General features: G+C 62.7%; 18 protein-coding genes and 1 riboswitch. Of the genes, 8 read left to right on the top strand and 10 right to left on the bottom strand.

The genetic code is table 11. From position 1 onward, the window contains the following. Positions 1 to 211: 211 nt before the first annotated feature. The 3 genes from C8348_RS20645 to C8348_RS20635 form a co-directional block, all read right to left on the bottom strand. Positions 212 to 1,060, bottom strand: coding sequence for a DMT family transporter (locus C8348_RS20645; RefSeq protein WP_244294085.1), 849 nt, complete (start codon positions 1,058 to 1,060; stop codon positions 212 to 214). 136 nt (positions 1,061 to 1,196) lie between these two features. Further along, positions 1,197 to 1,372: riboswitch (FMN riboswitch) on the bottom strand. 57 nt (positions 1,373 to 1,429) lie between these two features. Then, entirely contained in the window at positions 1,430 to 2,110 is a 681-nt protein-coding gene (locus C8348_RS20640) for an HAD hydrolase-like protein (RefSeq protein ID WP_106755196.1), read from the bottom strand. Then, entirely contained in the window at positions 2,107 to 4,119 is a 2,013-nt protein-coding gene (locus tag C8348_RS20635) for an acetyl-CoA carboxylase biotin carboxylase subunit (protein WP_106755195.1), read from the bottom strand. Before C8348_RS20635 ends, C8348_RS20640 begins: the two co-directional genes overlap by 4 nt. Before the next feature lie 266 nt (positions 4,120 to 4,385). Between C8348_RS20635 and C8348_RS20630 the strand changes: the two genes are divergently transcribed. From C8348_RS20630 to C8348_RS20615, 4 genes are all read left to right on the top strand, one after another. Next, positions 4,386 to 4,808 (top strand): hypothetical protein, encoded by a 423-nt coding sequence (locus C8348_RS20630; RefSeq protein ID WP_157950493.1) that lies wholly within the window; start codon positions 4,386 to 4,388, stop codon positions 4,806 to 4,808. Between the two features lie 143 nt (positions 4,809 to 4,951). After that, positions 4,952 to 5,317, top strand: a complete 366-nt coding sequence (gene folB / locus C8348_RS20625; RefSeq protein WP_106755193.1) for a dihydroneopterin aldolase — start codon at positions 4,952 to 4,954, stop codon at positions 5,315 to 5,317. A gap of 118 nt (positions 5,318 to 5,435) precedes the next feature. Beyond that, complete coding sequence (locus C8348_RS20620; protein ID WP_106755192.1) at positions 5,436 to 5,777, top strand: hypothetical protein; 342 nt, start codon at positions 5,436 to 5,438, stop codon at positions 5,775 to 5,777. Between the two features lie 307 nt (positions 5,778 to 6,084). After that, complete coding sequence (locus C8348_RS20615) at positions 6,085 to 7,875, top strand: methyl-accepting chemotaxis protein (RefSeq protein WP_106755191.1); 1,791 nt, start codon at positions 6,085 to 6,087, stop codon at positions 7,873 to 7,875. Positions 7,876 to 8,454: 579 nt separating this feature from the next. Here C8348_RS20615 and C8348_RS20610 read toward each other — a convergent pair. Further along, complete coding sequence (locus tag C8348_RS20610) at positions 8,455 to 9,987, bottom strand: acyl-CoA carboxylase subunit beta (protein WP_106755202.1); 1,533 nt, start codon at positions 9,985 to 9,987, stop codon at positions 8,455 to 8,457. Between the two features lie 230 nt (positions 9,988 to 10,217). Between C8348_RS20610 and C8348_RS20605 the strand changes: the two genes are divergently transcribed. The 4 genes from C8348_RS20605 to C8348_RS20590 are packed head-to-tail and all read left to right on the top strand — an operon-like array spanning position 10,218 to position 14,214. Continuing rightward, the gene (locus C8348_RS20605; RefSeq protein WP_106755190.1) at positions 10,218 to 11,642 is read left to right on the top strand and encodes a circularly permuted type 2 ATP-grasp protein; all 1,425 of its coding nucleotides are present in this window, start codon (positions 10,218 to 10,220) and stop codon (positions 11,640 to 11,642) included. Between the two features lie 4 nt (positions 11,643 to 11,646). Then, positions 11,647 to 12,591 (top strand): alpha-E domain-containing protein, encoded by a 945-nt coding sequence (locus C8348_RS20600; RefSeq protein ID WP_106755189.1) that lies wholly within the window; start codon positions 11,647 to 11,649, stop codon positions 12,589 to 12,591. A gap of 32 nt (positions 12,592 to 12,623) precedes the next feature. Next, positions 12,624 to 13,442, top strand: coding sequence for a transglutaminase family protein (locus C8348_RS20595; protein WP_106755188.1), 819 nt, complete (start codon positions 12,624 to 12,626; stop codon positions 13,440 to 13,442). 40 nt (positions 13,443 to 13,482) lie between these two features. Continuing rightward, a complete protein-coding gene (locus C8348_RS20590; protein WP_106755187.1) occupies positions 13,483 to 14,214 on the top strand; it encodes a proteasome-type protease in 732 nt (243 codons plus the stop codon). An 88-nt stretch (positions 14,215 to 14,302) separates the two neighbouring features. Here C8348_RS20590 and C8348_RS20585 read toward each other — a convergent pair whose 3' ends face one another. From C8348_RS20585 to C8348_RS20560, 6 genes are all read right to left on the bottom strand, one after another. Then, a complete protein-coding gene (locus C8348_RS20585; RefSeq protein ID WP_106755186.1) occupies positions 14,303 to 15,088 on the bottom strand; it encodes an ATP12 family chaperone protein in 786 nt (261 codons plus the stop codon). Continuing rightward, positions 15,088 to 15,768 (bottom strand): HAD-IA family hydrolase, encoded by a 681-nt coding sequence (locus tag C8348_RS20580; protein WP_106755185.1) that lies wholly within the window; start codon positions 15,766 to 15,768, stop codon positions 15,088 to 15,090. Before C8348_RS20580 ends, C8348_RS20585 begins: the two co-directional genes overlap by 1 nt. Positions 15,769 to 15,807: 39 nt before the next feature. Then, positions 15,808 to 16,809, bottom strand: coding sequence for an RluA family pseudouridine synthase (locus C8348_RS20575; RefSeq protein ID WP_106755184.1), 1,002 nt, complete (start codon positions 16,807 to 16,809; stop codon positions 15,808 to 15,810). A gap of 190 nt (positions 16,810 to 16,999) precedes the next feature. Further along, positions 17,000 to 17,377: a fluoride efflux transporter CrcB gene (gene crcB / locus C8348_RS20570; protein WP_244294083.1), complete on the bottom strand. Its 378-nt coding sequence runs from the start codon at positions 17,375 to 17,377 to the stop codon at positions 17,000 to 17,002. A 92-nt stretch (positions 17,378 to 17,469) separates the two neighbouring features. After that, positions 17,470 to 19,860, bottom strand: a complete 2,391-nt coding sequence (locus C8348_RS20565; protein WP_106755183.1) for a patatin-like protein — start codon at positions 19,858 to 19,860, stop codon at positions 17,470 to 17,472. A gap of 102 nt (positions 19,861 to 19,962) precedes the next feature. Beyond that, the gene (locus C8348_RS20560; RefSeq protein WP_106755182.1) at positions 19,963 to 21,270 is read right to left on the bottom strand and encodes a replication-associated recombination protein A; all 1,308 of its coding nucleotides are present in this window, start codon (positions 21,268 to 21,270) and stop codon (positions 19,963 to 19,965) included. Positions 21,271 to 21,272: the final 2 nt, after the last annotated feature.

The raw sequence follows: 21,272 nt of genomic DNA, 5'->3' as shown, positions 1-21,272 counted from the left end.
GAAACACGCTATTCTCATGACGCATGACATTGACCTCCTGCCCGTGTCCAGACCGTCGCTAAACGCCTGAACACGAGTAGAATCAATGTCATGCACCTTGTCCAGAAACTTAAACCGGACAGCAGTGGCACAAGGCGGGGATGACCGCTGCGATGGCGCGATAGGCCTGCGGACTGATATCGGCTCAGATGGCCGCTATGCATACCTCCCCTCACCCCACCGCCATCTGCCGCCGGGCGAGATGGTCTTCCATCAGGACGAGGAACGAACCGGCGAGGATGAGGGCGGCGCCGGGCCAGAGGTAGCCGTCGGGGATGAAGCCGAAGGCGAGCCAGCCGGTGAGGATGTTGAGCGGCAGCTTGAGATGGTCGAAGGGCTGGACGAAGGCCGCATCGGCGCGCGAATAGGCAAGCGTCAGGAGGTAGTTGGCCGCGACCGTAAAGAGGCCCGCGCCCAGCGCCAGATAGAGGCTGAGGCCGGTTGGCACGACGGCACCATCAATCAGCGCCAGCGCGCCGTTGACCGGCGTCAGCAGCAGGAGAAGGTAGAGCGTCACCGTGTCGGCGGATTCGGCTCCGGTGAGGCGCTTGGTCACCAGCGAGGCCCCGCCCCAGAGCGCAGCAGCCAGCACCGGCAGCAGCGCGGCGAGCTCGAACCGCTCGCTCCAGGGGGCAAGGATCACCATGCCGCCGGCAAAGCCAAGCAGCGTTGCCATCCAGCGCAGGGGACCGACCTGCTCTTTCAGGAAGATCCGCGCGCCGAGGATGACGAAGAAGGGCGAAGTCATGATCAGGGCGACGGCCTGCCAGATCGGCACATGGGCCAGCCCGAAGACCCAGGCCTGCACGCCGCCGACCGCCAGAAGAATACGCAGCGCATGCAGCTTTGGCTGACGCGTCACGAGCGCCGCCCTGCCCCGCCTGAGGATCCAGGGCAGCGCGAACAGGAGCGCCACCAGATATTGCCAGAAGGCGGCGCTGGCGGCCGGCAGACCGAGCTGCATGGTTGCCGCCTGCAGGCAGACATTGACGAGGGCAAAGCTCGCCCCGGCCCCGATCATGCAGGCGGCGGCAATCAGCGGCTTTGAAGGGAACGACGAAGTCTGCACGACACGGGCCATCCTGTGGCAATGGACCCGGGGCAAAGCCAGGCGCAAGCCGGTGCCGACCGCAAGGCCGGCGCGCAGCGACGACTGGCCAGGTTCTCTTTCATCCGGACTGTAACCGTCGGCTCCGGAGTTGCACCGGATCTGCTGTCCCTTCCAGCGTCAGCTGAAAGGCGCTCGCGGGCTGCGGACTTGGGTCCATCCTCTCGGAAGTCCCCCAAGGCCATCACCGCCGGTGGGGAGTTTCACCCCGCCCCGAGGACCTGTTTCTGGTGCAGGGAGACTAAACCGCTATCCGGCATCGGCGCAAGCGGTGATTTTCAGTCATACTGAAAGCCAGGCGCGGATTTCATCCGGCAGACGGGCGATCAAGGCCGGGTGTTCGGCGGCCAGTTCCTCGTAGCCGCCATAGCCCCAGGTGACGCCGATGGCCCGCATGTCATTGGCGTGGGCGCCGATGAGGTCATGCTTGCGGTCACCGATCATGACGCAGCTGGCGGCATCGCGCGCTTCCTGCTCGATGAGGTGTGCAATCAGTTCGGCCTTGGCCGAGCGGGTGCCATCCAGTTCCGAGCCATAGACCTTGCGGAACTGCGGCATGAGCCCGAAATGCTCGACGATCTTGCCGGCATAGGCATGCGGCTTGGAGGTCGCGACATAGAGGGTGAGGCCTGCGCCGGTAAGCGCCTCGACCAGCGGCGCGATGCCGGCGATCAGCTCGTTCTCGTAGAGGCCGACGCTGGTGTAGCGCTCGCGGTAGAGCGCCACGGCACGGTCAAGCAGCGCCTTGTCGTCATGGGTCTCGCCGTCCTGGCCCAGCAGCACGGCAAAACTCTCCCACAGCGGCGGACCGATGCACCAGCCCAGCTCCTCGGCCGCCGGGACCGGCGTGCCGAGCTTCTCAAGGGCATACTGGATCGAGCGGGTGATGCCGACAAAGGGATCGGTCAGCGTCCCGTCCAGATCGAACAGGACCGTGTCGATCCCCTTCGCGCCTGGCGTCATTCAAACTCCATGATCACGGCATCGACGGCGAGACTGTCGCCGGGCTTGGCCTTGATCTCGCTGATAACACAATCGCGTTCGGCGCGAAGCACGTTTTCCATCTTCATCGCCTCGACGATGGCGAGCGCCTCGCCGGCCTTCACGTCCTGGCCTTCGCTGACCATGACGGAGACGACGAGACCCGGCATCGGGCACAGCAGGAACTTCGAAGTGTCCGGCGGCAGCTTTTCCGGCATCAGGGCGTCGAGTTCCGCCGTGCGCGGGGTCATGGTCTTGGCAATGACGGAGAAGCCCTGCCAGTCGAGCCGGTAGCCGGAAGTGACGGGGCGTACCTGCACCACCACGCGGCGGTCCCCGATGGAGCCGCGCCACAGCCGGTCACCCGGCACCCAGTCCGAAGTGACCGTGACGACATCACCGCCGTCGACGGAGACATCCATTTCAAGCGGTGCTGCCGGATAGCCCTCAGTGATGCGGACCGGGATGTAATCCTTGCCGATCTTCACGGTCCACTGCTCGCGCACGGCACCCGTGTGCGGACGCAGCCGGCCCGGCAGATGGTCCAGGCGTTCGCGGCGCAGGGTTTCCATGGTCAGCGCCACCGCCGCCAGGACCGATTTGGCCTCGGCATCCGGAACTGCCGGCGTAAAGCCATCCGGATATTCCTCGACGATGAAGCCGGTCGACAACGTGCCGGCGCGCCAGCGCGGATGGCTCATCAGCGAGGTCAGGAACGGCACGTTGTGCTGGATGCCATCGACATAGAAGGCGTCGAGCGCTTCCGACATGGCCTCGATCGCCTCCAAGCGTGTCGGCGCATGGGTGACGAGCTTGGCGATCATCGGGTCGTAGAACATCGAGATTTCCGAGCCCTCGACGACGCCGGTGTCGTTGCGCACGGTCACGCCGTCTTCCGACTTCTCTTCCGGCGGGCTGTAGCGCACGAGACGGCCGATGGACGGCAGGAAGTTGCGATAGGGATCCTCGGCATAGATGCGGCTCTCGACCGCCCAGCCGTTCAGCTTCACATCGGCCTGCGCAATCGCCAGCTTCTCGCCATAGGCGACGCGGATCATCTGCTCGACAAGGTCAATGCCGGTGATGAGTTCGGTCACCGGATGCTCCACCTGCAGGCGGGTGTTCATCTCAAGGAAAAAGAAGCTCTTGTCCTGACCGGCGACGAATTCCACCGTGCCGGCGCTGTCGTAGTTGACGGCCTTGGCAAGCGCCACGGCCTGCTCGCCCATGGCGCGGCGGGTGGCTTCATCGAGCAGCGGCGACGGGGCCTCCTCGATGACCTTCTGGTTGCGGCGCTGGATCGAGCATTCGCGCTCGCCGAGATAAATGACATTGCCGTGCTTGTCGCCCAGCACCTGGATCTCGATGTGGCGCGGGTTCTGGATGAACTTCTCAATGAACACGCGGTCATCGCCGAAGGACGAGGCGGCTTCCGACTTGGAGCGCGCGAAGCCTTCGTGCACCTCGCCGGCGTTCCAGGCAATGCGCATGCCCTTGCCGCCGCCACCGGCCGAGGCCTTGATCATGACCGGGAAGCCGATCTCGGTGGCAATCTCCACCGCATGTTCCGGCGTCTCGATGACCCCGAGATAGCCCGGCACGGTGCTGACCTTGGCAGCGTTGGCGAATTTCTTCGATTCGATCTTGTCGCCCATCGCCTCGATGGCCTTGGGGTTCGGGCCGATGAAGACAATTCCGGCGTCCGCCAGGGCTTTCGGGAAGGCGGCACGTTCGGACAGGAAGCCATAGCCCGGATGCACGGCCTCGGCGCCGGTCGCCTTGCAGGCGGCGATGATCTTGTCCATCACGAGGTAGGAGTCTGCCGCGGCAGCAGGCCCGATGTGTACGGCCTCATCGGCCATTTCCACGTGCAGCGCGTCCTTGTCCGCATCCGAATAGACCGCAACGGTCTTGATCCCCATCCGCCGCGCGGTCTTGATGACACGGCATGCGATTTCGCCGCGGTTCGCGATCAGGATCTTGGAAAACATGCGCGTCTGCCCCCGCCTATTGATTGGCTTACTGGTGTTGGGTGATCTGGTTGTAGGCGCTTGTCCACCTGCCGCGCAATATCACCAAAGGATGACTCCCCTCATCTTGACTAACAGTCAGAGCGCCACTTGAGCGCGTGGATTCCGCGGGGTCAATCTGCGGTCGGCGAAGATTTTTTTAGTAAATATCGAAGAATGTGCCTATGGAGAAAAATACGGGGGACCCAATGAGGGGAATAATCCTTGCCGCAGCGGCGGCACTGACCATGACATCTGCAACGGCAGCCTTCGCGGACGAGCTTTATTGGCGCCATGAAACGGTGAAGGGCTATGAAAAATACTTCACCTCCACAGAGGATGGCTCCCATTTCATCATCTGGTGCAATCCGGCGCGCGGTCTTGCCGGCGCGATCCTCGACATCGACATCAAGGGCCACAACGCCCCGGCTCGCAAGACGATCAAGATCGTGCTCGACCGCTCGGCCTTTGACGTCACAGCCGATGAACAAGGTTATGTGAAATCGGACTGCCCGGCCTGTGCCGACCGGTCGGAAATGCTCTGGAAGAAACTGGAAGCGGCAAAGAACCTCGCCGTGCGCTTCGCAGACGAGAGCTATTCGCAATTCTCCCTGCGCGGTGTTCGCGAGGTGCTGAAAGGCTCGCCCTGCGCGCCGGGACGCAGTTCCTGAAGCGCGTGCGCATCTGAATTGAACCACACGCAAGCTGCGACTGGATTTCTGCAAGCCTCTGGCCTATGACGCAGGCGCCTGCGCCCCCGCCGGCGCGGGCCCCTGCCCGCCTTTGCCCGCCCGTCATTGCAGGAGCCGGACGCATGGACGTCATCTATCTCGAGGATCTCGCCTTTTTTGCCTATCATGGGCTTTATGAGGAAGAGACCCGGCTCGGCCAGCGGTTTCATGTCGACCTTGCCTGCTGGATGGATCTTGGGCCAGCCAGCCGCGAAGACGATTACGCCCTCACCGTCTGTTACGGGTCACTGACGAAGATCATCGAGGGCGTTGTTACGGGTTCGCGCTTCAAGCTGATCGAGCGTCTCGCCGGCGCGATTGCCGAAGCCGTTCTGGCCGCTGACCCGCGCATCGAGAAGGTGCGCATCCGCGTGCACAAGCCGGGCGCACCACTGCCGATTTCCTCGGGCAGGGCCAGCGTCGAGATCGAGCGCACACGCGAAAGTTAACGCCGGGGCCTTACTGTCGGCCGTTTGCCGCTTATCTTAGAGATGTAGTCTGGTCCAGGGTCCGGCCTTCACAGTTTGATGGCCGGTCGGTTGCAGACGTCGTTTATTGGAGCAGCCCATGCCCATCCCATCGCCTCGTTCAGCAACCCGGCCAACTGTCGCCTGCATTGCCGTTGCACTGACAGCGCTCTTCGCCACAACCACGGCAAGTCTGGCCAGGCCGGACCTGCGGCAGATGACCTGCCGCGAGGCGCAGCAGACACTCGCCCGAAACGGCGCGGTCGTCTTCACCACCGGACGGAACACATATGACCGCTTTGTCACCAGCCGCGCCTATTGCGACAGCTGGGAAGATGCCGTCCCAGCCTATGAAAAGACCCGCGACGCACCGCAATGCCAGATTGGCTTCCAGTGCGAAGAACCGCTTTTCAGTCGCCGAGGGCGACTTTTTGACAACTAAAGATGACGAAGACATGAGAATAATGACAATAAAGCCGAAACCCCTACTGCAGCGCACACATAGCCATTACTCAGAGTTTGCGAATACATAGAATGAGACAAATATGCCAATTTCTCCATAAGTAAAAAATGGAGAACTACATAAAACCGAAACACCAAATCAATCTAAGATTTTTTCAATCAAACAATGCAACCAGTATCGAAAATTCTCTCGTTCTACAATTTTCAAATTTTTGAAATTTAATCGTTCATTTACGCGGCGCACGCAATCTTACCTTACGGAAAATTGATTTCCCGGAGAGATTGTAATGCGGATTTCCACACTAGTCTTCGTAGCAGCCGGCATCTCTGCGGCATCGGGCGCCGGCCTCGTGTTTGCGCTGCAGCAATCGAAGAGTGCAAATCTCCACCTCGAACAGGCCATCGAGGGCAAGTACCAGTCCTACCTGCTGGCCGACGAGTTGCGCCAGAGTTCGGATGACCTGACGCGCCTTGCACGGACTTATGTGGTGACGGGCGATGCCCAGTATGAGGCGCAATACAACGCGATCCTGGCCATCCGCAACGGCGAGAAGCCAACGCCACAGGACTATCACCGCATCTATTGGGACTTTGTTGCCGCCGGTACTGCAAAGCCGCGCCCGGACGGCGAGACTGGCGCGCTGCTGGACCGGATGGTCGAAGCGGGCTTCACGCAGGCAGAACTGGCGCTGCTGGATGAGGCCAAGAAAAACTCTGACGGCCTCGTCAACCTTGAGGTCGAGGCGATGAACTACGTCAAGGGCCTCGACAAGGACGGCAAGCCGATCGCGGCCGACGATCCGGCCAAGCCGATCAAGATGCTGCACAGCACGCAATACCATGGCTTCAAGGCCAACATCATGAAGCCGGTCGACAAGTTCTACCAGATGATGGAACAGCGCACCCAGACAGCCATCGAGATTGCGCAGGCCGAAGATAATTTCGCCAGCCTGATCTTGAACATTTCAATCGCTTTGACGCTGGCGACCCTGATGGGTCTTGTCGCCATGATCTACTTCGGCATGCTGCGCAGCATGAACAGGCTGGGCGAGGACATGAGCGCGATTGCCGGTGGCTCGATCGATCGACAGATCGTAGGATTGGGGCGCGGCGACGAAATTGGCGACATGGCGACCGCCCTTGAGAGCTTCCGTCAGTCGCTGATCGAGAAGCGGGCGATGGAAAGCCGCCAAGCCGAGGAGGCCGCTGCCGTCAATCAGCGCATCGCAGCCGAACGGCGCAACATCGCCATGTCCTTCAATGAACGCGTCGCCGGTATTTTTGGCGATCTGTCCGGCTCGGTGAAGGATCTTCAGGGCATCTCCGGCCAGCTCAAGCACTCGGCCAGCGCAACGGATGAACAGTCCCGCCGCTCGCTGGTGGCAACGTCCGAGGCCGGCTCCGCCGCCCAGACGGTGGCATCTGCGACCACCGAGCTGACCTCGTCCCTGTCCGAGATCACCTCGCGCATCACCCATGTGAAAACCCGCATCGGCGCTGCAAGTTCGGTCTCGTCCGAAGCCAGCACCAACATGGAGCGGCTCGACAAGATGGCCGAGAGCATCGGCACCGTCATCGGCCTCATCCAGGATATTGCCGAACAGACAAACCTCCTGGCCCTCAACGCCACCATCGAGGCCGCCCGCGCCGGCGAATCCGGCAAGGGCTTCGCGGTCGTGGCCGCCGAAGTGAAGACGCTCGCCAACCAGACTGCCCGGGCAACCGACGACATCCGCACCCAGATCGAGGCGATCCAGAGCTCGACCACCAGCTCGGTCTCGTCGATCAACTCGATCAACGGCATCCTGACCGAAATGCAGGGCTTCGTTGAAGATCTCGCCTTCTCGATCGCCCAGCAGGAAGAGGCAACCGGTGAAATCGCCCGCGCTGCCCAGGTCTCGACCCACAACACCGACACCCTGACCCAGTCGGTCAACCAGGTCGGCTCGATGACCCAGGACAACAGCCGTCTCGCCGACAAGCTGCAGGACGAGGCCCAGACCCTCAACCAGCGCGCAAGCGTGCTGCAGAAAGCCATCGAAGCCTTCGTGTCCGAAACCTCCGTCAAGGCCGCCTGAAGGCCTGACAGACGCGTGCAGACATCAAAAAAGGGCGGATCCCTGGATCCGCCCTTGAGCTTGATAACAAACCTCGACCTCACCTCCGTCATCCCGGCCAAGCGCAGCGCCGAGCCGGGACCGGAGAGGCGAGGTTTCTTTATTTCAATAAATTAACCCCGGAGAGACCTTGGCTCGCCGGTCCCGGATCTCCGCTTCGCTGCGTCCGGGATGACCATCGAGGGTTTGTCACCAGCCTGAGGGCGGATCCCCGGAGCCGCCCTTTTTCATTCGACCGCCCCAGCACGTCATCCCGGCCCAACTGAGCGCAAGCGAAGTGCCGAGCCGGGACCTGTCCCGGGCCTGACCCGGGATCCAGAAATCAGCCGCGCGGAGCGCGACAAACCAGATGTAGCGGAGACTTTGAGATCATCATTGCTGTGAGCTCGCTCACGCTCGCACTGAAGAGCTGGATTCCGGATCTTCGGTTCGCTCATGCTCACCTTGTCCGGAATGACGGTGCCTTGTCTCAAAAAAGGGCGGATCCCCGGATCCGCCCTTTTTCATTCAGCGTTGTGACGCCCGGCCCGGCTTTGCCGCTCAGAGCGGAATGTTGTCGTGCTTCTTCAGCGGCATTGCCACTTTCTTCGCCCTGAGCAAGGCAAGCGCGCGGGAGACGCGCTTGCGGGTTGAATGGGGCATGATCACCTCGTCGATGTAGCCGCGCTCGGCTGCGACGAAGGGATTGGCGAAGCGGGTCTCGTAGTCCTTGGTCCGCTTGGCGATCTTGTCCTTGTCGGCGAGTTCCGAGCGGTACAGGATCTCGACTGCGCCCTTGGCCCCCATCACCGCAATCTCGGCCGTCGGCCAGGCGTAGTTGATGTCGCCGCCGATGTGCTTGGAGCTCATCACGTCATAGGCCCCACCATAGGCCTTGCGGGTGATGACGGTGACTTTCGGAACGGTCGCTTCGGCATAGGCAAACAGCAGCTTGGCGCCGTGCTTGATCAGCCCGCCATATTCCTGCGCCGTGCCAGGCAGGAAGCCCGGAACGTCGACGAAGGTGACGATCGGGATGTTGAAACAGTCGCAGAAGCGCACGAACCGCGCGGCCTTGCGGCTGGCGTCACTGTCCAGAACGCCCGCAAGCACCATCGGCTGGTTGGCGATGATGCCGACCGTCCGTCCCTCGATGCGGCCGAAACCGGTGATGATGTTCTTGGCAAATCCGGCCTGGATCTCAAAGAAGTCGCTCTCGTCGACGGTCTTCAGCACCAGTTCCTTCATGTCATAGGGCTTGTTCGGATTGTTCGGGATCAGCGTGTCGAGGCTGAGATCGAGCCGCGAGGGATCATCGTGGCAATCGACTTCCGGCACGTCGGCCGCGTTGTTCATCGGCAGGAAGTCGATGAGGCGGCGCATTTCCAGAAGCGCCTCGACGTCATTGTCGAACCCGCCATCGGCGATGGAGGATTTGGTGGTGTGGACGCTTGCCCCGCCCAGTTCCTCGGCCGTCACCGTTTCATTGGTCACGGTCTTCACCACATCCGGACCGGTCACGAACATGTAGGACGTGTCGCGCACCATGAAGATGAAGTCGGTCATCGCCGGCGAATAGACATCGCCGCCGGCGCAGGGCCCCATGATCAGCGAGATCTGCGGGATCACACCCGAGGCGATCACGTTGCGCTGGAACACCTCGCCATAGCCGGCCAGCGCGGCAACGCCTTCCTGGATGCGCGCGCCACCGGCATCAAACAGCCCGATGATCGGAGCCCGGTTCTGCAGCGCCATGTCCTGGATCTTGATGATTTTTTGGGCATGGGTTTCGGACAGCGATCCGCCGAAGACCGTGAAATCCTTGGAAAAGACGTAGACGACACGGCCGTTGACCGTGCCCCAGCCGGTGACAACGCCATCCCCCGGGATATGCGCCTCGTCCATGCCGAAGTCGGTGCAGCGGTGCTGCTTGAACATGTCGAATTCCTCGAACGACCCTTCGTCGAGGAAAATGTCGATGCGCTCGCGGGCCGTCAGCTTGCCCCGCGCGTGCTGGGCGGCGATGCGCTTCAATCCGCCGCCGAGCCGCGCGGTTTCGCGCCGGTGTTCCAGTTCGGCCAGGATTTCCTTCATGGTGTGCCCCTTTGGCATGACGTGCTTTGCCATCGGTCTATCATGAGCGCGCAAAGCCCGGAAAGTCAGCACAAAGATGGACGCCGGGCTCCTACCGGGTGATGGACATTCAGGCAAGCCCGACATTGTGCCTAAAGGGAAGGCAGGCAAGCGTGAAGATTGCGCTTTTGCAGACCCAAGTGATTTGCAATGCTTGCCTAAATGATCGGCAAACGACGACGGGGGAGAACATGGCCGCAGAACGGGTGGTGTTCAACGAAATGCTGGGACTGGATGGCACGGTCCGCCCGGCCTATGCCCGGCTTGCAGACTGGCTGGACAAGCAGCCGAAAGGCTTCCTGTCGCGCAAGAACCGCGAGGCCGAAACCATCTTCCGCCGCCTTGGCATCACCTTCGCCGTCTATGGCGCGCAGGCAGCGACCGAACGGCTCATTCCCTTTGACCCGATCCCGCGCATCCTCTCGGCCGGCGAGTGGCGGCGTCTTTCGGCCGGCATCGACCAGCGCGTGCGCGCTCTCAATGCCTTCCTGCACGACATCTATCACCGCCAGGAGATCATCCGCGCCGGCCGCATCCCTGCCGACCTGATCATCCAGAACGCAGCCTTCCTGCCAGAGATGGTCGGCTTCACCCCGGCGCGGCGCGTCTATTCTCATATCATTGGCACTGATCTCGTTCGCGTCGGCGAGAATGACTTTTATGTTCTTGAGGATAACACCCGCACGCCCTCCGGCGTGTCCTACATGCTGGAGAACCGCGAAACCATGATGCGGATGTTCCCGGACCTCTTCCAGATGCACCGGGTCGCACCCATCGAACACTACCCGGAACTCTTGCGCCAGACGCTGGAGAGCGTTGCACCGGAGGGGACGAACGGGGATCCGACCATCTGCATCCTGACCCCGGGCATCTACAACTCGGCCTATTTCGAGCACGCTTTCCTCGCCGACCAGATGGGTGTCGAGCTGGTCGAAGGCCGTGACCTCTTTGTCGACAATGGCAAGGTCTGGATGCGCACCACGCGCAAGCCGAAGCAGGTGGATGTCATCTACCGCCGCATCGACGACGCGTTCCTGGATCCCCTCACCTTCCGGCCGAATTCGATGCTGGGCGTGCCGGGCCTGTTCGACGCCTACCGTGCCGGCACGGTGACGATCTGCAATGCGCCGGGCACCGGCATTGCCGACGACAAGGCGATCTACGCCTATGTCCCGGACATCATCGAGTTCTACACCGGACAAAAGCCGATCCTGAACAACGTGCCGACCTGGAACTGCTCACGCGCCGACGACCTTGCCTATGTGCTCGACAACCTGGCCGACATCGTCGTCAAGGAGGTGCATGGCTCGGGCGGCTACGGCATGCTGATCGGACCGACCGCCTCGAAACGGGAAATCGCCGCCTTCCGCGAGATCCTCAAGGCCAATCCGACCAACTACATCGCCCAGCCGACGCTGGCGCTTTCCGCCTGCCCGACGCATGTGGCCTCGGGCGTTGCCCCGCGCCATGTCGATTTGCGCCCCTTCGTGCTGATCGGCGATCAGGTGCGCATCACGCCGGGCGGACTGACCCGCGTGGCACTGAAGAATGGCTCCCTGGTGGTCAATTCCAGCCAGGGTGGCGGCACCAAGGATACCTGGGTTCTGGAGGACTGATCGCATGCTTGGCCGTACCGCCTCCTCCCTGTTCTGGATGTCGCGCTATCAGGAGCGCGCGCACAACACTGCCAAGCTGCTGGAAGCGGCCTGGCGCACCGCCATGCTGCCGCACCTCGGCACCGATCCTGCCGGCGACTGGCGCTCTGTTCTTGTCGGTGCGGGCTGCGAAACTGCCTATCTGGAAAAGGTTGGCGAGATCTCCCAGCGCGGCGTCGTCAACTTCATGCTGTTCGACAAGACCAATCCGTCCTCGATCCATTGCGGGCTGGAGACCGCCCGCAACAATGCCCGCTCGGTGCGCACCGGCATCACCTCCGACATGTGGGAGGCGATCAACACCACCTGGATCGAGTTTGCCGACGTCAAGCCGCAGACCGTGTCCCAGGACAAGCTGCCGGAGTTTCTGGCCTGGATCGGCCAGCGCGCGCTGTTGTTCCGTGGCGCGCTGCTGGGAACGATCCTGCGCGACGATGGCTACCACTTTTCGCAGCTTGGCCACTTTGTCGAGCGTGCCGACCACACGGCCCGGGTGCTGGACACGCGCTACTGGATCTTCCTGCCGGACACCGACGTGGGCGGCAACGCGCATCACCACCAGTGGACGTCGATCCTGCGCGTCATGTCGGGCCTCAGAAGCTATCGCTTTGCTTATTCCGACCCGCGCATCAAGGGCGTGAACGTCGCCGACTTCCTCATCCTGCGCCGGGAAATGCCGCGCTCGCTGGCCCATTGCTACGACTGGATCACGGGAACCATGGCTGACCTCACCGCGTTCTATGGTGACGAGATGCCCAGTTCGGCGCAGGCTGCAGTCATCCACGAACAGCTGCGCAGCGGCTCGATGGCGGGCATCTTCGACAGTGGCCTGCACGAATTCCTGAGCGACTTCACCTTGCGAAACAACAAGTTCGCCGACCGGCTCGCGCGCGACTACAATTTCGCCTGAGGCCTGCCGACACGGCCCGAGGAACCCTGATCATGCGCCTCACAGTTCGCCATACCACCCGTTACCGCTATGACAGCCCGCTCGCCAATGCGATGCAGCAGCTGCGGCTGACCCCGCCGGACTGTGCCAGCCAGCGGATTCTCAACTGGTCCATCACGGCGCCGGGCATGGACCGGGCCACTGCCTATCACGACGCCTTCGGCAACCTGGTGCACATGATCTCCTCCAGCCTGCCGATTGAGGAGGTCGAGATTACGGCCTCTGGCGAGGTGGAAACAGCTGATCTTGCAGGCGTCATCGGTCATGAGACCGGCGAGGCGCCTGTGCGGATCTACACCCGCGTCACGTCGCTGACCGAAGCCAACCCGGCAATCCGCAAACTGTCGCAGTTGATCACATCCGATGACCAGATCTCCGGTTGCCATGCCCTGATGCACGCCATCCGCGACAAGGTCGGCTATCGCATCGGGGTGACCGAAACCCATGCCTCCGCCATCGAGGCCCTGGCCGCCGGCGAAGGCGTCTGCCAGGATCACGCCCACATCTTCATTGCCGCCGCACGTGCGGCCGGGGTCCCGGCACGCTACGTCTCGGGCTACCTGTATCTGGAGGAGCAGCAGGAATCCGAGGCCCATCACGCCTGGGTCGAGGCCTGGCTCGAGGGCCTCGGCTGGGTCGGGTTCGATGTCTCCAACGGCTTGTGCCCCACGGATCGCTATATCCGCTTGACGCTGGGGCTAGACTCGCGCTCCGCTTCACCGATCCGCGGCATCCGGTTTGGCGGCAAGGAGGAGAACCTCCACGTCGAGGTGGATGTCCTCCGGGCGGAAGGGCAACAACAGCAGCAATAGCCGCGCCATCCGGGCCGCCGCTATCAGAGGCAGACGATACGTGACTTACTGCGTCGGACTAAAACTGGACCGGGGGCTGGTGTTCGCCGCCGACACGCGCACCAATGCGGGCGTGGACAACATCGCTTGCTTCAAGAAGCTGCACACTTGGGAATTGCCAGGCGAGCGCTGCTTCACGCTGCTGACCGCCGGCAACCTCGCCATCACCCAGTCCGTGGTCACCATCCTGAGCGAGCAGATTGCTTCGCCGACGCTCAATCCGGTCAACCTCATGACCGTCGACACCATGTTCCAGGCCGCCCGGCTGATTGGACAGGCGGTGCGGGATGTGCGGGCCCTCGACGGCGAGGCGCTGGCAACCAATGCGGAAAGCTTCTTCCTGACGATGATCCTCGGCGGGCAGATCAAGGGCGAGGAGCCGCGCCTGTTCCAGATCTATTCGGCGGGCAATTTCATCGAGGCAACGTCGGATACGATGTTCTTCCAGATCGGCGAGCACAAATACGGCAAGCCGATCCTCGACCGGGTGACGCGCCGTGACATGCGGCTGGGCGAGGCCGCCAAGCTGGTGCTGCTGTCCTTCGACAGCACCTTGCGGTCCAACCTGTCCGTCGGCATGCCCATCGACCTAATGCTCTACAACACGGACAGTTTCACGACCAAGCGCCAGAAGCGGATCCACAAGGACGATCCGTATTTCCAGACCCTGTCAGCCGCCTGGTCGAGCGCCCTGCGCAAGGCCTTCACGGAGATCGAGGAATTCGAGATCTGATCAGGGGACGCAGCCGGTCTGGTCTGGTCTGGTCTGGTCTGGTCCGTCATGCGCCGGATGCTGCGGCAAGGCCGTTGCGGTTAACCGGTCAAGCGGAGCGGACGGCAGCCAGGATCAGCGCCGCGGCATCATACTCGCTGCGCTTGAAGGTCCGGATGCGCCGGGCTTCGTCATCCTCGCCCCACAGTTCCGCGTTCCAGTCTTCATCCACATGCGCCGCCGCCCAGAGGGATTCGGCGGGATGTTCACCGCGCGCCAAAAGGAAGCCGATGACGGCAGACCCGGTGATCGAGGTCACCGTGTGCAGGGCAGCCAGTTGCAGCGGCGTGAAGTCATCGAGTGCCCGGCGATAGGCCGCGACCAGTGCCTCCTCCTGCGCCACATGGGTCACACCGGCGATCAGGCGGAACTGGCCGCCTAGGGCTCCCCCTACCCTTTCCAGCAGCGGATCCCAGGTCAGGCGCTGGCGTTCGGCCAGACGCTCCGGATCGCTGGCCCGGTAGCAGAGCGCATCATTGCCGGCATAGCGGGCAATCTCGTCGGCAACCTCGGTGAAGCGGATGGAAACGGCATCGATGGCCGCATTTGCCATGCGGGTCAGCGGCATGACACCGGGGTTGATGACGGTTTCCTGCGCCTCCCACTCGGCGGCGACAGCTTCAGCCAGCGCCCGGGCCGGGACGGCAAGCAGGTTGCGGGCCGGTGTCTTGACCTGGCGACCATCCAGCGTGACGGCAAAGCCGCCTTCAACCTCGGCAATGCCGACTGTTGTGTAGAAGCGCTTGGGCAGATCCCGCCGGGACAGTTCCCGGGCCCGCTCAACCGGATCATATTTGGCAAGATCCGCGCTCAGATCCTCGAAAATATCGCGCATCAGGCTTTCTCCATGGCCCAGCCGAGCTGGCTAGCCAGCGCGCTTTCCAGGGCCGCAAATGTATCAATGATCAGATCCGCACCGGCGGCCGCGAGCAAGTCACCATCATGGTAGCCCCAGGTGACGCCAATCGCATGAGCCCCGGCGGCACGCGCCATCTGCATGTCGAAGCTGGTGTCACCGATCATCACGGTCCGGTCAAGCTCGGCGCCTGTCTCGGCAACAGCCCGCAGGATCATGTCGGGATGGGGCTTTGACGGGCTCGTATCGGCCGTCTGGATGGTGATGAAACGTCCCTCCAGATCATGAACCTGGAGAAGATGCGCCACGCCACGCCGCGCCTTGCCGGTGGCAAGGCCAAGCAATACGTCGCTGCGGGCGCCAAGCCGCTCGACGACCTCGCGTGCACCGGGATACAGCGGATCAAAGTCCAGCCCCAACTCCCGCCGCTCCCGTTTCGAGGCCCGGTAGGCGGCGGCCATCTGCAGCACCTTGTCCTGATGCTCGGGGCCAACCAGTTGCGCAAAGGCCCGTTCCAGCGACAGACCGACGATGGCCAGGGCCTCCCGCCTGCCGGGCATGGGAAGGCCTGCGGCAGCAAACCCGACCTCGAGCCCGTGCAGAATGGTCTCCTGACTGTCGACCAGCGTGCCATCGCAATCAAACAGGATGAGATACATACCGGTATGGTCCATGCCTCAGGCCGGGGAGACGGCGACTCAGTCGACTTCGTCCTGCTCCTCGACATAGTCGCCCACGTCGAATCCCAGGAGGTTCCAGGTCTGCTGCATGTGCGGCGGCAGCGGCGCCGACACGTCGATCTTCCCGTGACCGGAGGGATGCGGGATGATGATCCGGCGTGCCAGCAGATGCAGGCGGTTCTGGATGCCGCCGGGCAGCTCCCAGTTCTCGATGTTGAAATACTTGTCGTCGCCGATGATCGGATGGCCGATATGCGCCGCATGCGCGCGCAGCTGGTGCGTGCGGCCCGTCACCGGCTTCATGGTCACCCATGACAGTTTCTGTGCCGACTGCTCGACCACATTATAGAGCGACACGGCATGTTGCGCCTCGTCCTCGCCATGGCGGGCGATCTTCATCCGCTCCTCGCTCTCGTCGCGAGCCAGGAAGGTGGAGATGCGGCCCTGGCGCGGGCGCGGAACACCGGCGAGCATCGCCCAGTAGATCTTGCGCGTATTGCGATGGCGGAAGTTCTTGGTCAGTTCCTGTGCCGCCTGACGGGTCTTGGCCACCAGGATGATGCCGGAGGTCTCGCGGTCGAGACGATGCACCAAACGCGGCTTGTTGCCCTTGCTGTCGGTGAAGGCATCGAGCATGCCATCAAGATGGCGCTTCAGGCCCGAACCGCCCTGCACGGCCAGACCGACCGGCTTGTTCAGCACCATCACCATGCTGTCCTCGAACAGCATCATGTCCTCGACAGCCTTGCGGTCGTCATCAATCAGCTTGCTCGACTTCGGCCGCGCGTTCATCCGGTCATCGGCCTTCAGCTCGATGCCAAGCGGCGGAATGCGCACGCTCTGCCCGACGGCAAGCCGGGTGGCGCTGTCAGCGCGCTTGCCATCGACACGCACCTGCCCAGTGCGCAGGAGCTTCTGCAGATGACCAAAGCCAAGGCCAGGGAAGTGCACCTTGAACCAACGGTCAAGGCGCATGCCGGCCTCGTCGGCGGACACGGTTTTCAGTTCAATACCAGACATACGGATCTCATTGTGACGCGGCAGCCCTTGCAGCCCATGCCGCCAGACCGGACGCTGTCCAGCGCTGTGACCAGTGTCGCAGCCGGGCCGTTAAAAAGCGATGCCCGACCGTGGTCTGCCACAGCCTTTTGTCATTGCGCCTCTCATAAGCGCGCAAGGGCAAATTGGCAAAGGAATTCCTCAGAAAGCCTCAACTGATGGCGCGCGCCAGGGCCAGACCGGCAAACAGCGCGACAATGGAAACGACGACAGAGGCGAGCACATAAATCAATGCCAGATGCGTATCGCCCCGCTCCCAAAGCGCTGAAACGTCCAGGGAAAAGGCTGAGAAGGTGGTGAACCCGCCAAGAATTCCGGTCGCAAAGAACAACCGCAGACCGGTTGGCAGCCCGCCGGTCTGGCGCGTCAGCCAGCCGATGAACAGGCCCATGACCAGCGAACCCAGAACATTTACGGTCAGCGTCGCATAAGGAAAACCTGTGCCAAGCAGGCGTGGCACATGGGTGTTCACGCCATGTCTTAGCCCTGCACCAATCGCACCGCCAAGCATCACCAGAAGATAGTCCACGCCCTGTCCTCACCTCACCATGCTGGCGACGCATTGGCGCCGGCAACCTCTCAATGCCACAGCAGACGGTGAACGCAAGTGCCGGTCATCGGTCAATCGCTGCCGAGGCGGCTGGCAATCATAGCCTCGATCGAGGGGATCAGCTCCGGATCGGCGGTGAGGAACGGCTGCTCCTCCTCAAGAATGGCGAGGAACAACCGTCGCCTCAGACCACGGACCTGATCCTGCGGCAGACGCTTCGCCTGAATGGACGACTGAAGAATGGCGACCAGCCGATCGGCGGCGGTCAGCCGCCCCCAGAGATAATCATGCTCGCGCCAGGAGCGGTTGAAGAAGGCGCCAAACGTGTTCAGCGCCGAGCCCTTCAACTGGAACCCTTCGTCCAGCAACGAACTGGCGTCACGCGGGCTGATACGGTCGACCAGTGTCTCGTTGACCTCGGAGAAGTCATTGCGCTGGAACACCGGCAGCGTGATCAGGTCATAGAAGGCAAAGCCGATATAGGCGCGCGTCAGTTCGCGGCGCAGCAGCGGGACAAGATAGGTGAACGACATGACCGCAAAGACGTCGTCATGCAGCCGGTCCAGATTGACCAGCCCCATGTGGCGGCCGATCTGCTCCATCACCGCTTCGAGTTGCGACAGGTCGATGCTGCTGCCTCCGACCGCCAGTTCGGCCGCAGCCTCGGCGATTTCGGACGGATAGGACTGCGCCGACCAGCAATTTTGCAGCTTGTCGATCTGTTCATAGAGTTCGCGTTTCAACGCATCGAGGTCATCGGGCTTCTGGGCTGCAACCTCATGCGCCCGCGACTGGTAGAAGCTGTTCAGCTTACGGACGACAAACCGCAGACGGCGGATGCGGTAGTCGACATCAAGCAGCCTGAGGAAGGCAATGATCCGGTCCGGGCGTGCCTGTGGTTCCGCTTTCGATCGGCTGTGGCTTTGCCCTTCCACGACAGAAGCATCGCGAAGAAACGCCCGCATGGCCTCGATGACATCCTCCTCCTGGAGGATCACCCCCGCGCGCGCCGACAACGCCGCAATCAGGCTGGAAACACGCTCCGCCAACGCCTGCAGCTTCAGCGTCTGATAGCCGAGATGCGCGTAGCCGGCCTGCCGATGCGCAGCTTCATTCGCCACAGTCCGGCATTGCGTCAGTTCCTCGATGGTCAGCGGCTTGTCGCCGGCATCCGGCAGGATCCGGCCGACCTCCCGCTCCACCATTGGTTCGGTATCGGCAATCACCTCGGCGAGGCGGCGGGCGCGGCGGTTTCGCGCCTCGATGGCACGCAGATCATCGCCGATCGGTTCATTGCGCGGAATATGGGCCAGAGACGACAGGATCACCCGGAAAAACCCCGGAACGCTATCGCCTTCCGGCAGTTTGCCGCGCTCGCCGCTCGATGGCACAGGATCGACATAGACCAGGCGCCGGGCCACTTCGCGCGTTGCCGGACGTTCGCCGATCGCGGCGATCACCGGCGCAAAGGGCTTGTTCATGACGACGCTGCCGTCAACGAAAGCCCGGCGCAGCAGATCATCTTCGGTTCCGCCGAGGATATTCGTCAAGAAGGACATGCGCGTGTCCCAGGTCTCGCCACGCTCGGCCAGAACCTTGTCCATCTCGCCGATTGTCGCCGGCGGAAAGGCGCCCGGGAAACTGGAGGTCGCCCTTGCGGCAAAGACATGTGCCGGCGCGAAGGCCGGAGTGAACTGGCTGTCCAGCACGCCCGGCGTCCGGTGATGGCAGGAGAATTTCAGGATCCGGCGGTGTTCGCGTTCATCGATATAGACGGGTTCGTCGATGCGGATCCGCTGGCTGCGGCCATGGTAGTCCGTCAGCGTGACAAACAGGTCGAGGGTCTGGCCATTTGGGACGAGTGTCGCCTTCGGGCGCCAGTCCCTGTCCATCTCGCGGCAGGCGTCCAGCATCCAGCCGATGTAGCGCTCGCCGGAGAACGGCGGGGTAAACCAGCGCGACTGGGTCAGGAGCCGCAGTTTCTCTCGTGTCTCGGCGCTGGTGATCTGCGCCTTGAGGCCTGAGGTGATCATCCGGTCAATGACCGGCGACATGCCACTCTTGAGGAATCTCGACAGCCCGTCCTGCGGTTGCGCCAGCTTTGTGACATCGGCATTCTCAAGCCACAGGTTGCGATGGTCATCCAGCGGCAGGTCATGGGCGATGGCACGGGACAGCATGACCCCATTCACCCCGCCCGCGGATGCGCCGGCAATCGTATCTACGACCACCCGGACATTGATGTCGGGGTCATAGGCTTGCAGCAGGGCGATATAGACGCGTGTCGTGGGAGACAGCAGAGCGCAGCTTGCCTCATCCTCGAGGTCAAGCGGCTCGCGCGCGCCATGGCAGCTCGACGCCTTGACCAGGTTGAGGATCTCGCGGCTGACCCCGTGCATGTAGATCGCCAGCGACACGCCGCCGTAAAAGACCAGCGCCAGGCGGATCTCGATCTGCTTCATGATGGCCCCCGATCCCAAGGACGCTGCGCCCCCCGGCGCGCCTCCTCCTCCAGCCCTATCTAGCCACGGCGGGTATTTCGGCTTTGCTAAGAGCGGAGAAATCTAGTCCCGGCGACGCTCCCGACGCAACCGCGACCAATAGTCAAGCCGCTTGCGGATCTCTCGCTCAAAGCCGCGTTCCGGCGGATCATAGAAGGTCTGCCGGCCCATGCTTTCCGGGAAATAGTCCTGACCGGAGAAGCCGTCCGGCGCATCATGATCGTAGGCATAGCCCTCGCCATAGCCTTCGGCCTTCATCAGCTTGGTCGGCGCATTCAGGATATGTTTGGGCGGCAGCAGCGACCCGTTCGCCTTTGCAGCCCGAACAGCCGCCTTGTAGGCGACATAGACGCCGTTGGATTTGGGCGCTGTGGCGAGATAGACGACGCATTGCGCCAGCGCCAGTTCCCCTTCCGGGGAGCCGAGCATCTGGTAAGCATCGCGCGCAGCATTCGCCTGCACCAGGGCCTGGGGATCGGCAAGGCCGATATCCTCGACCGCCATGCGGATCAGGCGCCGGGCGAGATAGATCGGACCCTCGCCGCCATCCAGCATGCGGCAGAACCAGTACAGCGCCGCATCAGGATCAGACCCGCGCACGGACTTGTGCAGCGCAGATATGAGATTGTAGTGCCCGTCCTGCCCCTTGTCATAGATCGGGGCGCGCCGCTGCACGATGTCCTGCAGCCGGGCCGCATCAAAGACCTCTCCCGGCTGGGCCGCCCGCCAGACGTCCTCTGCCAGCGTCAGGGACGAGCGGCCGTCGCCATCGGCCATGCGGATCAGGACAGCCCGCGCCTCGGCATCCAGCGGAAGCGGACGTCCTTCCTCGCTCTCCGCGCGGTCCAGCAGTTTGCCGATGGCCTCTGCGTCCAGGGAGCGGAAGGTCATCACATGGGAGCGGGACAAAAGCGCCGCGTTGAGCTCGAACGACGGGTTCTCCGTCGTCGCCCCCACCAGCGTGATCGTGCCGTCCTCCATTACCGGCAGGAAACTGTCCTGCTGGGCCCGATTGAAGCGGTGGATCTCGTCCACGAAAAGCAGCGTTCCGCGTCCGGCCAGCCGCCGCACCCTTGCCGTCTCGAACACCTTCTTCAGATCGGCAACGCCGGTGAAGATCGCAGAGACCTGTTCAAAGCCGAGATCCGTGGCATCGGCCAAGAGCCGCGCAATCGTCGTTTTGCCGGTTCCGGGCGGTCCCCAGAAGATCAGCGATCCGAGCGTCCGGGTGCGCAGCATGCGCGACAGCGTGCCATCGGGCCCAAGCAGGTGGTCCTGCCCGACGACATCCTCCAGCCGACGGGGGCGCAGCCGGTCGGCAAGCGGTCTCGGGCCGCTCGGACCCTCGGGCGCGGCGAACAGGTCTCCCATGG

This window comes from Pannonibacter carbonis (assembly GCF_003012935.1).
In the GTDB taxonomy this organism is placed as follows: domain Bacteria; phylum Pseudomonadota; class Alphaproteobacteria; order Rhizobiales; family Stappiaceae; genus Pannonibacter; species Pannonibacter carbonis.
Note: the sequence above shows the minus strand (reverse complement) of the source record. Positions and strands in the feature narration are given on the sequence as shown.

What these genes read in the sequence shown, in the direction of transcription:
- C8348_RS20645 (WP_244294085.1), bottom strand. Translation starts at nt 1,060, where the DNA reads ATGATCGGGGCCGGGGCGAGCTTTGCCCTCGTCAATGTCTGCCTGCAG.
- C8348_RS20640 (WP_106755196.1), bottom strand. Translation starts at nt 2,110, where the DNA reads ATGACGCCAGGCGCGAAGGGGATCGACACGGTCCTGTTCGATCTGGAC.
- C8348_RS20635 (WP_106755195.1), bottom strand. Translation starts at nt 4,119, where the DNA reads ATGTTTTCCAAGATCCTGATCGCGAACCGCGGCGAAATCGCATGCCGT.
- C8348_RS20630 (WP_157950493.1), top strand. Translation starts at nt 4,386, where the DNA reads ATGACATCTGCAACGGCAGCCTTCGCGGACGAGCTTTATTGGCGCCAT.
- folB (WP_106755193.1), top strand. Translation starts at nt 4,952, where the DNA reads ATGGACGTCATCTATCTCGAGGATCTCGCCTTTTTTGCCTATCATGGG.
- C8348_RS20620 (WP_106755192.1), top strand. Translation starts at nt 5,436, where the DNA reads ATGCCCATCCCATCGCCTCGTTCAGCAACCCGGCCAACTGTCGCCTGC.
- C8348_RS20615 (WP_106755191.1), top strand. Translation starts at nt 6,085, where the DNA reads ATGCGGATTTCCACACTAGTCTTCGTAGCAGCCGGCATCTCTGCGGCA.
- C8348_RS20610 (WP_106755202.1), bottom strand. Translation starts at nt 9,987, where the DNA reads ATGAAGGAAATCCTGGCCGAACTGGAACACCGGCGCGAAACCGCGCGG.
- C8348_RS20605 (WP_106755190.1), top strand. Translation starts at nt 10,218, where the DNA reads ATGGCCGCAGAACGGGTGGTGTTCAACGAAATGCTGGGACTGGATGGC.
- C8348_RS20600 (WP_106755189.1), top strand. Translation starts at nt 11,647, where the DNA reads ATGCTTGGCCGTACCGCCTCCTCCCTGTTCTGGATGTCGCGCTATCAG.
- C8348_RS20595 (WP_106755188.1), top strand. Translation starts at nt 12,624, where the DNA reads ATGCGCCTCACAGTTCGCCATACCACCCGTTACCGCTATGACAGCCCG.
- C8348_RS20585 (WP_106755186.1), bottom strand. Translation starts at nt 15,088, where the DNA reads ATGCGCGATATTTTCGAGGATCTGAGCGCGGATCTTGCCAAATATGAT.
- C8348_RS20580 (WP_106755185.1), bottom strand. Translation starts at nt 15,768, where the DNA reads ATGTATCTCATCCTGTTTGATTGCGATGGCACGCTGGTCGACAGTCAG.
- C8348_RS20575 (WP_106755184.1), bottom strand. Translation starts at nt 16,809, where the DNA reads ATGTCTGGTATTGAACTGAAAACCGTGTCCGCCGACGAGGCCGGCATG.
- C8348_RS20565 (WP_106755183.1), bottom strand. Translation starts at nt 19,860, where the DNA reads ATGAAGCAGATCGAGATCCGCCTGGCGCTGGTCTTTTACGGCGGCGTG.
- C8348_RS20560 (WP_106755182.1), bottom strand. Translation starts at nt 21,270, where the DNA reads ATGGGAGACCTGTTCGCCGCGCCCGAGGGTCCGAGCGGCCCGAGACCG.